This is a genomic window from Kitasatospora sp. NPDC097643 (genome assembly GCF_040302625.1).
Lineage (GTDB): Bacteria > Actinomycetota > Actinomycetes > Streptomycetales > Streptomycetaceae > Kitasatospora.
In genome coordinates, this window is the sequence record NZ_JBEOSA010000057.1 from 24,617 (window position 1) to 38,312 (window position 13,696).

12 protein-coding genes and 1 pseudogene are annotated in these 13,696 nt (G+C 71.8%); 6 read left to right on the forward strand and 7 right to left on the reverse strand.

The genetic code is table 11. The features are described from left to right. Positions 1-89: 89 nt before the first annotated feature. The 7 genes and pseudogenes from ABTY15_RS29430 to ABTY15_RS29460 all read right to left on the reverse strand — a co-directional run bounded on the left by ABTY15_RS29430 (position 90) and on the right by ABTY15_RS29460 (position 8,872). Positions 90-869, reverse strand: a complete 780-nt coding sequence (locus ABTY15_RS29430; protein ID WP_350601999.1) for an IclR family transcriptional regulator — start codon at positions 867-869, stop codon at positions 90-92. Positions 870-1,132: 263 nt separating this feature from the next. Next, positions 1,133-2,593, reverse strand: a complete 1,461-nt coding sequence (locus ABTY15_RS29435) for a catalase (protein WP_350602001.1) — start codon at positions 2,591-2,593, stop codon at positions 1,133-1,135. Between the two features lie 296 nt (positions 2,594-2,889). After that, positions 2,890-3,936: pseudogene (gene alc / locus ABTY15_RS29440) on the reverse strand (allantoicase); the annotation flags it as partial. Further along, positions 3,933-5,372 carry an allantoinase AllB gene (gene allB, locus ABTY15_RS29445; protein WP_350602003.1) on the reverse strand — a complete coding sequence of 480 codons (1,440 nt, stop codon included), beginning with the start codon at positions 5,370-5,372 and terminating at the stop codon, positions 3,933-3,935. The gene allB and the pseudogene alc, both read right to left, overlap by 4 nt. 190 nt (positions 5,373-5,562) lie before the next feature. After that, positions 5,563-6,705, reverse strand: coding sequence for a glycerate kinase (locus ABTY15_RS29450; protein ID WP_350602004.1), 1,143 nt, complete (start codon positions 6,703-6,705; stop codon positions 5,563-5,565). 362 nt (positions 6,706-7,067) lie between these two features. After that, complete coding sequence (locus tag ABTY15_RS29455) at positions 7,068-7,955, reverse strand: 2-hydroxy-3-oxopropionate reductase (protein ID WP_350602006.1); 888 nt, start codon at positions 7,953-7,955, stop codon at positions 7,068-7,070. A 71-nt stretch (positions 7,956-8,026) separates the two neighbouring features. After that, positions 8,027-8,872, reverse strand: coding sequence for a TIM barrel protein (locus tag ABTY15_RS29460; RefSeq protein WP_350602007.1), 846 nt, complete (start codon positions 8,870-8,872; stop codon positions 8,027-8,029). 213 nt (positions 8,873-9,085) lie between these two features. Here ABTY15_RS29460 and ABTY15_RS29465 point away from each other — a divergent pair, with 213 nt between their 5' ends. The 6 genes from ABTY15_RS29465 (at position 9,086) to ABTY15_RS29490 (ending at position 13,635) form a co-directional block, all read left to right on the forward strand. Next, complete coding sequence (locus ABTY15_RS29465) at positions 9,086-9,331, forward strand: thiamine-binding protein (protein ID WP_502893625.1); 246 nt, start codon at positions 9,086-9,088, stop codon at positions 9,329-9,331. Further along, a complete protein-coding gene (locus tag ABTY15_RS29470) occupies positions 9,328-9,708 on the forward strand; it encodes a helix-turn-helix domain-containing protein (RefSeq protein ID WP_350602009.1) in 381 nt (126 codons plus the stop codon). The genes ABTY15_RS29465 and ABTY15_RS29470 overlap by 4 nt, the downstream gene beginning before the upstream one ends. A 217-nt stretch (positions 9,709-9,925) precedes the next feature. Next, positions 9,926-10,429, forward strand: a complete 504-nt coding sequence (gene uraD / locus ABTY15_RS29475) for a 2-oxo-4-hydroxy-4-carboxy-5-ureidoimidazoline decarboxylase (protein WP_350602011.1) — start codon at positions 9,926-9,928, stop codon at positions 10,427-10,429. A 110-nt stretch (positions 10,430-10,539) separates the two neighbouring features. After that, a complete protein-coding gene (uraH, locus tag ABTY15_RS29480; protein WP_350602013.1) occupies positions 10,540-10,875 on the forward strand; it encodes a hydroxyisourate hydrolase in 336 nt (111 codons plus the stop codon). Between the two features lie 31 nt (positions 10,876-10,906). Next, the gene (gene pucL, locus ABTY15_RS29485) at positions 10,907-11,827 is read left to right on the forward strand and encodes a factor-independent urate hydroxylase (protein ID WP_350602014.1); all 921 of its coding nucleotides are present in this window, start codon (positions 10,907-10,909) and stop codon (positions 11,825-11,827) included. Positions 11,828-12,192: 365 nt separating this feature from the next. Then, a complete protein-coding gene (locus tag ABTY15_RS29490; RefSeq protein WP_350602016.1) occupies positions 12,193-13,635 on the forward strand; it encodes a nucleobase:cation symporter-2 family protein in 1,443 nt (480 codons plus the stop codon). Positions 13,636-13,696: the final 61 nt, after the last annotated feature.

Consider the following 13,696-nt stretch of genomic DNA (forward strand, 5'->3'; position numbering starts at 1 on the left):
ACCGGAGAACGCCCCGGGAAACACCCGGGCCCCGCCGGATTCCCGACGGGGCCCTGAAGGCGCGAACGAGCGGCCGAACCGGCCGGGGGTCAGACCGCCATCGCCAGCATCAGCGGCGCTGCCCGGGCCGCCAGCAGTTCGGCGGCGGCCTTCAGCCGGTGCACGTTGTCCACCGGCATCGACATCGCCAGACAACCCACCGTGCTGCCCGCCGTCACCGGGACGGCGGCACACACCGTGCCCAGCGCGTACTCCTGGAGGTCCAGCACCGGAACGGTGGCCGGCTGCCGCTCCAGGCGGTGCATCAGCTGATCGGCGTCGGTCACCGTGCGGGAGGTCAGCCGGGCCACCGGGTGGCGGGAGAGGTGGTCCCGGCGGCCGTCCGCGTCGAGCTGGCTGAGCAGGCACTTGCCGATCGCACTGGCGTGCGCGGTGGCGCGGAAGTCCACCCACTCGTGCACCGCCGGGGCGAGCTCGGAGGAGGACACCGCCTCCACCTTCAACTCCCCGTCGTGGTACCGGCTGAAGTAGACTGCGGCACCCAACTCGTCCCGCAGCTCGGCGAGTTTACGGTTCAACCGGGCCCGGACGAGCTGCTCCCGGTTGTGTTGACCGAGCAGCGCGAAGGTGCCGCCGAGCACCCAAGCGCCCTCCTGGCACTGGAGGTACCCCTCGATTTCGAGGATCTCCGCGAGCCGGCGAACGGTCGGCAGGCCGAGCGCGGTCTCCCGCGCGAGGGCGACCAGGGTCGCGCCGTCGGGGTGCCGGTCGACGGCCTCCAGCAGTCTGAGGGCGTGCTGCAGGGAGGAAAACGGGCCGGTCGGGCCCTGGTCCAGCGCGGCGTGACGACCCGGGGCTGGTGTCGACATGTCGTCCCCTTCCGATGTCCCCCCACGGAGCGACCGCGGGCACCCTCCAGCCTATCGACCCAGCGGGTCCGACAACTGGCGTCCGTGAATATCCGTGAACATTCAGTGGAGCAGTCGCCGGACCGCCACCGGCCTCCTGAACACGGACAGCCCGAACGGGCCCCTCCCCACTGCCCTGGGGGAGGGGCCCGTCGTGCGGCCGCCGGGGTGCGGGCCCCGGCGGCCGGTGAGGGTGGGTCAGCCGGTCCGTCGATGAGTAGGCGTCAGCCCTCTTCACCCGCACGGAGCTTGGCGACGGCGGCCTCCAGACGGGCGCCGTACTCCTCGTCGGCGGCGTGGAAGTGGGCCAGGTTCTTCTCGACGATGTCGTCGCGCGTCACCTGGGCCAGGAAGCCCGCGATGTTGTTGATGAGGCGGGTCTTCTCGCCCTCGGACATCAGGCGGTAGAGCTCACCGGCCTGGAAGAAGTCGTCGTCCTTGGTGTGGGCCGGCGTGGTGTAGGTGCCGGTGTAGCCGTCCAGACGGACCGGCGCGGCGAGGGCGTTGTCGGTCTGGGCCGGGCCGTCGTACGAGTTGGGCTCGTAGTTCCTGCCGCGGCCGGACTTGTTGGCGGCCATCAGGCCGTCGCGGCCGTAGTTGTTGGCCTCGGTGGCGCGCGGCGCGTTGACCGGCAGCTGGGTGTGGTTGACGCCGAGGCGGTAGCGCTGGGCGTCGGCGTAGGCGAACAGGCGGCCCTGGAGCATCTTGTCCGGGGAGGGGCCGATGCCGGGGACGAAGTTGTTCGGCGAGAACGCGGACTGCTCGACGTCGGCGAAGACGTTCTCCGGGTTCTTGTTGAGCACCAGGCGGCCGACCTTGACCAGCGGGTAGTCGGCGTGCGGCCACACCTTGGTGAGGTCGAAGGGGTTGAAGCGGTAGTCGGCGGCCTCGGCGACCGGCATCAGCTGGACGTAGAGGGTCCAGGACGGGAACACGCCGCGCTCGATGGCCTGGTGCAAGTCGCGCTGGTGCGAGTCGGCGTCGGCGCCGAGCACCTCGGCGGACTGGTCGCCGTCCAGGCTGCGGATGCCCTGGTTGGTCTTGAAGTGGTACTTGACCCAGTAGGCGTCGCCGTCGGCGTTGACCCACTGGTAGGTGTGCGAGCCGTAGCCGTTCATGTGGCGGTAGGAGGCCGGGATGCCACGGTCGCCGAACAGCCAGGTGATCTGGTGGGTGGAGGCGGGCGAGTGGGCCCAGAAGTCCCAGACGTTGTCCGCCTCCTGCACGCCGGTGTACGGGTCGCGCTTCTGCGAGTGGATGAAGTCGGGGAACTTCACCGGGTCCTTGATGAAGAACACCGGGGTGTTGTTGCCGACGAGGTCGTAGTTGCCCTCCGCCGTGTAGAACTTCAGCGCGAAGCCGCGCGGGTCGCGCACCGCGTCGCTGGAGCCGAGGTTGCCGGCCACGGTGGAGAAGCGCAGGAAGACCTCGGTGCGCTTGCCGACCTCGGCGAGGAAGTCCGCCCGGGTGTACTGCGACACCTCGTCGGTGACCTCGAAGTAGCCGTACGCGCCGGAGCCGCGGGCGTGCACGACGCGCTCCGGGATGCGCTCGCGGTTGAACCGGGCCAGCTTCTCCAGCAGCTGCTGGTCCTGGATCAGCAGCGGGCCGTACTCGCCGGCCGAGGCCGAGTTCTGGTTGTCGGCGACCGGGGCGCCGGACTCCGTGGTGAGGATCTTGGACATGGAGGGTCCTTCAGGTGTCGATAAAGGCGGTGCGTGGAGGAGGGTCTGACGGAGGCTCAGCTGATGGAAGCTCAGATGCCTGCTCAGATGCCGAGCAGGCGCCAGATCGCGGAGCGGCGACGGGAGGAGTGCTCGCCGTCGGGCCCGTCGACGGGCTGGAGCGCGGCGACGGCGGCGGTGACCGCGGCCGGGTCCGCCAGCGGGCGGGCGGCGGTCAGCGCGGCGGCCTCGTCGGCGGCGAGCCCGGCCTCGGCCAGGGCGGCGGTCGCCTCGGCGGCCGGGACGGCGTTGAACCAGCGCAGCGCGAGGGCGGCGCGGCCGGCCTCGGTGAGACGGCCGGTGAGGCGCAGTCGGGCGAGCCCGCCGTCCGGGTAGACGTTGATGCGCACGTGGGTCACCGGGCGGCCGACGTCGAGCCGGAAGCGGTGCCGGGTGTCGGGCTGGAGCCGGGTGCGGGGCAGGATCTCGAACCACTCGCCGTCGGCCGGGTCGGCCCCGGTCGAGGCGTCGAATCCGACCAGGTCGGCCCAGCCGGGGGCGTTGGCGACGAAGTGGGTGGTGTCCACCTCGGCGGCCAGGACCTCACCACCCCCGGCCAGGGCGATCTGTACCCAGTCGTTGGCCTTGTCGCGCCGACGCCGGGTCTCCCAGCCCTCGCCCATGACGGAGGCGCGACCGGGAGCGTTCAGGTTGTGCGGGGAGGAGAAGTAGCGGTCGGAGGCCGCCTCGGCGACGCCGCCGTACTCCTGGGCCGCCAGGTCGAAGGTGAGGCCGTCGAGTTCGCGCGGGTCGGGCAGCACCTCGCCGTGCACGCGCAGCCGGGCGACGCCGCCGTCCGGGAAGATGTTGAGCCGCACGTGGGTGTAGCGGGTGTCGTCCTCGACGGCGAACTCGTGGGCGGTGTTGCCCTGGAGCGGGGTGCGCGCCACCAGCGTGGTCCACTCGGCGGCCCGGAGCTCCTCGGGCGAGGGGTGGCCGGGTACGGAGGCGGCCTCGACGGAGGCGCTCTCCGGGTAGTTGCCGGTGAAGTGGGCGGTGTCGACGATCAGGCCGCGGATCACGCCGCCGACGCCGAGTCGGACGATCGTCCAGTCGTGGTCCTGGTCGGTGGGGTGCGGCTGGTCGGCGGAGACGCCGCGGCGGCGCTTGGACTCCCAGCCGTCCATGATCTGGCCCTTGTGGCCGAAGGTGTGCGGGCGGAACTCGGCGGGCTTGGCGACCAGCAGGTTCTCCGCGTCTGCGAAGGTGTCCTCGTTGGTGGCGACGACGCCCGCGCCCAGCAGCCGGGAGGCCAGGTTGACCAGCTCGGTGAAGGGAGCGCTCGGGGTGTCGGCAGTGGTCACGGAGTCTCCTCGGGACGAGCGGAAGGGCGGGCGGAAGGGCGGGCGGCCGAGCTGGCGGACGAGTCGGCGGCGGGGCGGACGAGCTGGCGGCCGAAGGGCTCGCCGGCGGTGTCGACGACGCGGCCGCGCAGCCAGGTGGTGCGCACGGTGCCGGTCAGCGTCCGGCCCGCGTACGGGGTGACCGGGTTGCGGTGGTGCAACTCGTCGGCGTGGACGGCGAATTCGCCGTCGGGGTCGAAGGCGATCAGGTCGGCGTCGTGGCCGACCGCGATGGCGCCCTTGACGCCGGTGAGGCCGACCAGGGCGGCCGGTCCGCTCGCCATCCAGCGGACCACGTCGGCCAGGCCGTGGCCGCGGCGGCGGGCCTCGGTCCAGACGGCCGGCAGGCCGAGCTGGAGCGAGGCGATGCCGCCCCAGGCGGTCAGGAAGTCGCCGCTGCCGCCGTACGCGGGCAGCAGCTTGACGTCGGGGGTGGACGGCGAGTGGTCGGAGACGACAGCGATGAACTCGCCGTCCGCCAGGGCCTGCCAGAGTGCGTCGCGGTTGGCCTCGTCGCGGATCGGCGGGCAGCACTTGAAGGCGGTGTCGCCGTCCGGGACCTGTTCGGCGTCCAGGGTCAGGTAGTGCGGGCAGGTCTCGGCGGTCACCTGGACGCCGTCCGCGCGGGCCTGGCGCAGCAGCGGCAGCACGGCCGCGGAGGAGACGTGCAGGATGTGCACGCGGGCGCCGGTGCGCCGGGCGGTGTCGAGCAGGAGGGCGACGGCCGCGGTCTCCGCGTCGGCGGGGCGGGAGGCGAGGAAGTCCCGGTAGTGGACGCCGGGTTGCTGCGGGGCGGCGGCCAGCACGGCCGGGTCCTCGGCGTGGATGATCGCCAGCGCGCCGATCCGGGCCTGCTCGGCGAGCGCGGCCTCCAGGTCGGCGGCCTCGACGTGCGGGAACTCGTCGACGCCGGAGGGGGCGAGGAAGCTCTTGAAGCCGAACACGCCTTCCCGGTGGAGCGGTTCGAGGTCCGGGACGTTGCCGGGGACGGCGCCGCCCCAGAAGCCGAGGTCGACCCAGGCCTGGCCTTCGGCGGTCTTCCGCTTGGCCGCCAGGCCGTCCACCGTGGTGGTGGGCGGGATGGAGTTGAGCGGCATGTCGATGACGGTGGTGACGCCGCCGGCGGCGGCGGCCCGGGTGGCGGTGGCGAAGCCCTCCCACTCGGTGCGGCCGGGCTCGTTGACGTGCACGTGGGTGTCGACGAGGCCGGGCAGCAGGGCGGTGTCGCCGAGGTCGGTCAGCCCGCCCTCGACGTCGGCGCGGTCGCCGACGAGGAGCGAGCCGTAGGCGGCGATCTGCTCGATCTTCCCGTCCCGGATCAGCACGTCGGCGGGGCGCTCACCGTCGGGCAGGACCACCCGGCGGGAGCGGATCACCGCTGGCTGGCTGAAAGGCATGGGGGACCTCCGAAACCTGGAAGAGTGGGTGGGGGCGCAGGAGTTGGCCGAAGGATGATCGGGAGCCTAGGCCCGCCTTCAACAAAACGTCAATGGAGGAACGTACGAGGGCTCGGCACCCGCGTCAGCCGGCGAGGGCACCGACGGAAGCCGGTGAGGGCACCGGTGTCAGCCGGTGAGGACACTGGCGTCAGCCGGCGAGGAGCGCGGCCGCCAGCCGCTCCCCCGCGACCTCGGCCAGCTCGCCGGCCCTGGTCATGCTGTCCCCCGGCTGCTCGGCCAGGTCGGTGAGCGCGAGGGCGGCGGCGAAGCCGGCGGTGCGCCACTCGCGCTCGGACAGCTCCAGTCGCCCTGCCACAGCAGCCACCCGAACCCCCGCCCGGGTGGCCGCCGCGGCAACGCCGGCGGGGGCCTTGCCGTGGAGCGTCTGCGCGTCCAGGCAGCCTTCGCCGGTCACGACGAGGCGTGCCCCACGCACGGCCTCGTCGAAACCCAGCAGGTCGAGCAGGAGCTCGATGCCGGGTCGCATGGTGGCGCCGAGCAGGGCGAGGGCGGCGAAGCCCACCCCGCCTGCGGCGCCGGCGCCGGGGGCCTCGCGGACGTCGCGTCCGGTGACCTCGGCGACCTGGTCGGCGAAGCGGGTCAGGCCCTCTTCGAGGATCACCAGGTCGTCACCGTCGGCGCCCTTCTGCGGGCCGTAGACGGCGGTGGCGCCGCGCGGCCCGAGCAGCGGGTTGTCCACGTCGCAGGCCACCACGATCTCGACGCCGGTCAGCACGTCGGCCAGCGGGCCGGGCTCGATCCGCTCCAGTCGGCGCAGGGCGGCCCCGCCGGGCGGGAGTTCGGCGCCGTCGGAGTCGTACAGGCCGACACCGAGCGCCTGGACCATGCCGGCGCCGCCGTCGGTGCAGGCGCTGCCGCCGAGGCCGAGCACGATCCGCTTGGCGCCCAGGGTCACCGCCCGGGCGATCAGCTGGCCGACCCCGTAGGAGCCGGCCGCGAGCGGGGCGGTGCGGCCGCCGGGGAGCCGCGCGAGTCCGGAGGACTGGGCCAGCTCGACCACGGCGGTGTCGCCGCGGACGGCGAGCGCGGCGTCCACCGGCAGGCCGGTCGGGCCGGCCACCTTGGCGGGGACGCGGGTGAAGCCGGCCGCGAGCGCGGCAGCCAGGGTGCCCTCGCCGCCGTCGGCGACGGGCAGTTCGCGCACCTCGACGCCGGGCGCGGCGCGCCGGATGCCGGCGGCGATCCGGGCGGCGACCTCGGCGCCCTCCAGGGTGCCCTTGAACTTGTCGGGAGCTACGACCACATGACCCTGGTGGGGGGTGACGGGCATGGCGCGGTCCTCACTTCCGTACGGGTGACGCTGGTTCATCGGGCGCGGCGCGGACAGCGCCCGCGCCCGGGTGTCTCGTCAAGCATGTGCCCGGGGCCTCCCGGGTGCGACCCCCTCCCCGCCGTTCCCCTCGTCCCGCTTCCGACGTACGAGGGGCTCCCCTCGGCGGGGAGGGGGCCAGGCGACACGCAACAGGCACGACCGAAGTGCCCCCGACAGGGAGTGCGCGTCACCGGCTGGGTCGACCGGCGGGCGGACGGATGAGCCCCAGCCCGTCCGCCGGTCGGATCTGGCCTCCTGGTGGCGCGGGCACGACCGGATAGGTACACGCCACCAGGAGGAGTCGTTGGAACCGCGGGGTGTTACTTGACCTCGCGGCCCGAGAGACGCTCGACGCCGCGCAGCAGCGCCGAGTGGTCGAGCGAGCCGTCGCCGTTGGCCCGGGCGGAGGCGACCAGCTGGGCCACCACGGCGCCGACCGGCAGCGCGGCACCCACGGCGCGGGCGGCGTCGGTGACGATGCCCATGTCCTTGTGGTGCAGGTCGATCCGGAAGCCGGGTGCGAACTCGCGGTTGAGCATGTTCGCCTTCTTGCGGTTGAGCACGGTCGAGCCGGCCAGGCCGCCGCCGAGCACGTCGAGCGCGGCGCCGAGGTCGACACCGGCGTTCTCCAGGAAGACCACGGCCTCGGCCAGCACCTGGATGTTGACGGCGACGATCAGCTGGTTGGCGGCCTTGACGGTCTGGCCGGCGCCGGACGGGCCGACGTGGATGACCGTGGTGCCCAGCGCGTCGAGCAGCGGCTTCGCCTCGGCGAAGTCCTCGGCCGCACCGCCGACCATGATCGACAGGACGGCCTCGACGGCGCCGGCCTCGCCGCCGGAGACCGGGGCGTCCAGGGTGCGCACGCCCTTCTCGACGGCGGCCTTGCCGACCTTGATGGAGGTCTGCGGGGTGATCGAGGACATGTCGATCACGAGGGTGCCGGCCTTCACGCTCTCCAGCACGCCGCCCTCGCCGAGGATGACCGCCTCGACGTGGGGGTCGGCCGGGACCATGGTGATGACGACCTCGGCGTCCTTCACCGCCTCGGCGATGCTGGTGGCACCGTGGCCACCGGCCGCGACCACGGCGTCGATCGAGGCCTGGGAGAGGTCGAAACCGGTGACGTCGTGGCCGGCCTTGACCAGGTTGATGGCCATGGGCTTGCCCATGATGCCGAGGCCGACGAAGGCGATCTTGCGGCTCATCGCGTCGTTCCTTAAGTCGTGGGTGGGGAGTGGGTGCGGAGTGGGTGCGGATTCGCGGGTGGTGGCCGGGTCTACTTCGCGGCGCGCAGCTCGCGCGGCAGCCACCCGAAGCTGTCGGCGCTGACGCCGGTGGAGGGGCGGTACTCCAGGCCGATCCGGCCGGTGTAGCCGGCGGCGGTGAGGCGGGCGAAGAGGTCCTCGAAGTCGAGTTCGCCGGTGCCGGGCTCGTTGCGGCCCGGGTTGTCGGCGATCTGCACGTGGCCGAAGCGGTCGGCGTAGGCGTCGATGACGGCGGCCAGGTCCTCGCCGTTCCTGGCCAGGTGGTACAGGTCGCAGAGGAACCTCGCGTTGCCGAGGCCGGTGGCGGCGTTGACCTTGTCCACGACCTCGACCGCGGCGGCGGCGGAGACCAGCGGGTAGTCCGGGGACTCCGGCTCGTTCAGCGCCTCGATCAGGAGGACCGCGCCGATCTCGTGCGCGGCCCGGGCGGCGATCACCAGGTTCTCCAGGGCGAGCGCGTCCTGCTCGGCCGCCTCGACGCCCTCGACCCGGTTGCCGTACAGCGCGTTGAGCGCCTTGGTGCCGAGCGAGGCGGCGAGCTCCGCGGTGACCGGGACGTTGGCCCGGAACCGCTCGCTCTCGGCCGGTACCGAGACCGTACCGCGGGCGCCCTTGCTCAGGTCGTCCAGGAAGTTGAGGCCGGTGAGCTGGACGCCGGCGTCGGTGAAGGCCTTGCGGAGCGCGTCCAGCTCGGCCTCGGAGGGGTTGGTCTCCTCCCCGAAGGGCCACCAGAGCTCGGCGGCGGTGAAGCCGGCGGCGGCGGCCGCGGCGGGGCGCTCCAGCAGCGGCAGTTCGCTGAACAGGATCGACAGGTTGACCGTGAAGCTGTGCCGGGAAGCGGCCGTCACGTCAATCACCTCTCACTCTCTTCCGACATCCTCAACTTCCACGATCCGGAAGAGGGATTCTGCTTGGTGGAAGCATCTCCGGCCCGCTGAGCGAGTGTCAAGGCCGCCGCAACAATTTGTTGAAGAAGACCGGAATCGCGCTCTTGCCAGGCCCGCGGCTGTTCGATCGACCAGCCCCTGCCCGCCACCACCCCCGCTCGCTACAGTGAGCACGTGCGATTGATGGTGGAGTTCACGACAGAACCGTTCGAACTGGACACGTTCCCCGAGCACGCCGCGGCGGCTCGCAAGGTCGTCGACGAGGCGGGCCTGGCCGTCTCGGTCGGACCGTTCGGGACCGGCGCCGAGGGCGAGGCCGACCAGGTCCTGGCCGCCGTGGGCCGGCTACTCCGGGAGACCCTGGACGCCGGTGCGACCCGGATCTCGGTCCAGGTCAGCGTGCTGGACCAGGAGGGCGGTGCGCCGTGACCGAACACGTGGACCACCCGCTCGCCGCGGCGATAAAGCCGCTGCTGGACGCCGTCGGCGCGACGCCCGTCCCGCTGGAGGAGGCGAAGGCCGAGGACGTCGTCCTGGAGTGGGAGGGCGCCCCGGCGATCGCCGTCCGGCTGCCGCACCTGAGCAGTGCGCTGGACCGGCTGCTGGCCGAGATGACCCGCCAGTTCGACGGCCGCCCGTTGGCCGAGCTGGACCGCTGGGAGAAGCAGCGGGTCGTCGCCCTCCTGGAGGAGCGCGGCGCCTTCACCGTCCGCCACGGGGTCGAGACGGTCGCCTCGGCGCTCGGCGTCAGCCGCTTCACCGTGTACAACTACCTCAACCGCCAGGACGGCTCGAAGTCCTCCTGAGTCGCACCGACCAGTCGGTTCGACGCGGGGCGGACCCCGCCGGTGCGGCCAGTCTGGTCCAGCCCCCGGCGGGGCACACTTGGCTAATCGCACACGAAACGGCTGCGTAACCAGGGGCGGTTCAAAACGTAACCACCAACCGTTCAACAAAGTGTTGACGGCCGGGTGGGGTGGATCTAGCTTGTGCGGGTGGCACCACTCTTCAGGAGGTCCACCCGTGACCAACCACCCCCACGCCCTTGACGCCCTGGCCGCGGCCGACGCCGCGGACCTGAGGGCGATCCTGCTGGAGGTCTGCTCCAGCCCCCACTGGGCCACCGCCGTCGCGGCGGCCCGGCCCTGGTCCGACCGCGAGGCCCTGCTCGCCGCCAACGCGGCGGCGATGGCGGGGCTGACGGACGCCGACCTGCACGACGCCATGGCCGGCCACGCCCGGATCGGCAAGCCCAAGACGGGCGACGCCACCTCCGAGCGCGAGCAGGCCGGCATCCAGGGCGTGGACCAGACGCTCCTCGACGAGCTGCACGAGGCCAACGCCGCCTACGAGGCCAAGTTCGGCCACGTGTTCCTGATCTGCGCGACCGGCCGCACCGCGGCCACCATGCTCGCCGCGCTGCGCGAGCGCTACCCCAACGACGCCGCCGCCGAGGCGGAGATCGTCCGGGGCGAACTGCGCAAGATCAACGACATCCGTCTCAACCGGCTGCTCGACGAGTCCTGACCGGTTGCAGGTGTCCTGACGTACCGTCAATCCGGCGTACCGTCAGGGCCCGCTCGGCCAGCGCTTGCTGACGCTCCACCACCTCTGCCATCAGTAAGGTCACCTCACCCATGACTGGCATCTCCACCCACGTGCTCGACACCAGCCTCGGCCGCCCGGCCGAGGGTGTCCCGGTCGAGCTCGCACTGCACACCGAGGGTGGCTGGCAGGTGCTCGGCACCTCCGCCACGGACTCCGACGGCCGGGCCAAGGACCTGCCGGCCGTGGAGGCGGGCTCGGTCGTCCGGCTGCTCTTCGACACCGCCGCGTACTACGCGCGCAAGTCCGAGGAGACGCCGTTCTTCCCCGAGGTCTCGATCGTCTTCACGGTCGCCCCCGCGCAGCACCACTACCACGTGCCGCTGCTGCTGAACCCGTTCGGATACTCGGTCTACCGCGGAAGCTAGTAGACCGACCAGGAAGCAACTAGGAGCCGTCATGGCCCACGTGCTCGGTCAGAACCAGTACGGCAAGGCGGAGAACCGCATCGTGCGGGTCTACCGCGACTCCACCCGGCACGAGATCAAGGACCTCAACGTCTCGGTCTCCCTCCAGGGCGAGTTCGAGGACGTCCACCTCACCGGCTCGAACGCCAACTGCCTGCCCACCGACACCACCAAGAACACCGTCTACGCCTTCGCCAAGGAGTACGGGATCGAGTCGGCCGAGGCCTTCGGCATCATCCTGGCGCGCCACTTCGTCGACAACACCGAGCGCGGTGTCGTCCACAGCGCCCGGATCCGGATCGAGGAGTACACCTGGGACCGGATCAAGACCCCGGACAACTCGGCCCGTTTCATCGGCTCCGAGGAGGTCGGCCACTCCTTCGTCCGCAACGGCCAGGAGACCCGCACCGTCGAGGTCGTGTACGACGGTGAGAACGTCCAGGTCATCTCCGGCCTGAAGGACCTCATCGTCATGAACTCCACCAACTCGGAGTTCTGGGGCTACATCAAGGACAAGTACACCACCCTGCAAGAGGCGTACGACCGCATCCTCGCCACCCAGGTCACCGCCCGCTGGAAGTACGGCTACAGCGGCAAGGACGACGAGGCCCAGCCCAACTGGAACCGCTCCTACACCCACGTGAAGCGGCACCTGCTGGAGGCCTTCGCCGAGACCTACTCCTACTCGCTCCAGCAGACCCTGCACTCGATGGGCACCCGGGTCCTCAACAACCGCGCCGAGGTGGACGAGGTCCGCCTGGAGCTGCCCAACAAGCACCACTTCCTCGTCGACCTGGAGCCCTTCGGCCTCAAGAACGACAACGAGGTCTACTACGCCGCCGACCGCATGTACGGCCTGATCGAGGGCACCGTGCACCGCGAGGGCGTCGTCCCGGTCATCCCGGTCGTCTGACCCGGGGAGACCCCGTGAACACCGCCCGGCGTCGCCGCACCCTCCGGTCCTCCGCGACCGGTCGATCCCGGGCGGGCAGCAACACCCTTGTCAGTACCGGTAGTTCCCGAACCACCCACGGCACCACCTGTTACGGCACCACCTGTTACGGCACCACCTGTTTCTGCACCACGTGTTTCTGCACCACCAGTTTCTCCACCCCCACCCACCGGAGTTCGTGCCTGCCTCACGGCGGCCGGCCCGGGGCACTGGAGAGGCCGGCCGAGGGACCCTTGCACCGCCGTCCCGCCCTCGGCACCAGAACCATCGGGCAGTCTCCAGCGCCACGGGCGCGCCGGGAGCCATGGGCACAAGAGGGGCTCGACATGGCACCCAGCAACACCAGCAGCACCGACGGCGGTTCCACCCCTGCAAGAAACCCGGGCCCGGACGGCACACCGGCCGGGCCCGGGACCCACCCCGTGGACGAGTTGCTGCCCCCGGTGAAGCTCGTCTCCACCGGACTCCAGCACGTCGCCGCGATGTACGCGGGAGTCGTCGCACCCCCGCTCATCGTCGGCGCCGGCGTCGGGCTCTCCCCCGGCGAACTCGCCCTGCTCATCTCGGCCAGCCTGTTCACCGCCGGACTGGCCACCCTGCTCCAGACCCTCGGCGTCTGGCGGATCGGCGCACGGCTGCCGTTCGTGAACGGCGTGTCGTTCGCGGGTGTCGCACCCATGATCGCCATCGCCAAGGAGCACGGACCGAAGGACGCCCTCCCGGTGATCTTCGGCGCGGTGATCGTCGCGGGGCTCCTGTGCTTCCTCGCGGCTCCGTACTTCTGCAAGCTCATCCGGTTCTTCCCCCCGGTCGTCCAGGGCACCGTGATCACCCTCATCGGGGTGTCCCTGCTCCCGGTGGCGGTCAACTGGGCGCGCGGCGGCTCGCCGGGCGCCCCCGGATTCGGCTCCACGCGGGCCATCGGCCTCGCCGCGATCACCCTCGTCGCGGTGGTGCTCTGCAACCGCCTGCTGCGCGGCTTCTGGCAGCAGCTCTCGTTGCTCCTCGGACTGGCGTTCGGCACCCTGATCGCCTTCCCGCTCGGCCTGGCCGACTTCGGCGCGGTCAAGGACGCGAAGATCTTCGCGCTCCCCTCCCCGTTCCACTTCGGCGCGCCGATGTTCGACGCCGCCGCGATCGCCTCGCTCTGCATCGTCATGGTGGTCTCGATGACCGAGTCCACCGCCGACATGCTCGCGCTCGGCAAGATCGTCGAGCGCGAGGCCGACGAACCCACGCTCGCCGCCGGCCTCCGGGCCGACGGACTGGCCACCGCGCTCAGCCCCGTCTTCAACGGCTTCGCCGCCAGCGCCTTCGCCCAGAACATCGGGCTGGTGGCGCTGACGAAGATCCGCAGCCGCTTCGTGGTCGCGGCCGGCGGAGGCATCCTGATCCTGCTCGGGCTCTTCCCCGTGCTCGGGTCACTCGTCTCCCTCGTGCCGCAACCCGTCCTCGGCGGCGCCGGGATCGTGCTCTTCGGCACGGTCGCGGCGAGCGGCATCCGCACCCTCGCGGAGGCCGGCATGGAGTCCAGCTCCAACACCATCCTGGTGTCGGTGTCGCTCGGCGTCGGGATCATCCCGATCGCGGTGCCGAACTTCTACGACTCCTTCCCGGAGACCGTCCGCACCCTGATGCACTCCGGGATCTCGGCCGGCTGCGTGATGGCCGTCCTGCTCAACCTGCTCTTCCACCACGTCGGAGCCGCCCGCCGGTCCTCCACCGGCGACGGACCCGGCGCCACGGTGCCGACGGCGACACCGTCCTGACCGGCCCGGGAGGGGCGCGCGCCGCTCAACGCGCACCCCTCCCGGCCCTCCCCCATAGGAG

Coding starts and splice junctions, on each gene's coding strand:
- ABTY15_RS29430 (WP_350601999.1), bottom strand. CDS start 869: ATGTCGACACCAGCCCCGGGTCGTCACGCCGCGCTGGACCAGGGCCCG.
- allB (WP_350602003.1), bottom strand. CDS start 5,372: ATGCCTTTCAGCCAGCCAGCGGTGATCCGCTCCCGCCGGGTGGTCCTG.
- ABTY15_RS29455 (WP_350602006.1), bottom strand. CDS start 7,955: ATGAGCCGCAAGATCGCCTTCGTCGGCCTCGGCATCATGGGCAAGCCC.
- ABTY15_RS29450 (WP_350602004.1), bottom strand. CDS start 6,705: ATGCCCGTCACCCCCCACCAGGGTCATGTGGTCGTAGCTCCCGACAAG.
- pucL (WP_350602014.1), top strand. CDS start 10,907: ATGGCCCACGTGCTCGGTCAGAACCAGTACGGCAAGGCGGAGAACCGC.
- ABTY15_RS29435 (WP_350602001.1), bottom strand. CDS start 2,593: ATGTCCAAGATCCTCACCACGGAGTCCGGCGCCCCGGTCGCCGACAAC.
- uraH (WP_350602013.1), top strand. CDS start 10,540: ATGACTGGCATCTCCACCCACGTGCTCGACACCAGCCTCGGCCGCCCG.
- ABTY15_RS29465 (WP_502893625.1), top strand. CDS start 9,086: ATGGTGGAGTTCACGACAGAACCGTTCGAACTGGACACGTTCCCCGAG.
- ABTY15_RS29490 (WP_350602016.1), top strand. CDS start 12,193: ATGGCACCCAGCAACACCAGCAGCACCGACGGCGGTTCCACCCCTGCA.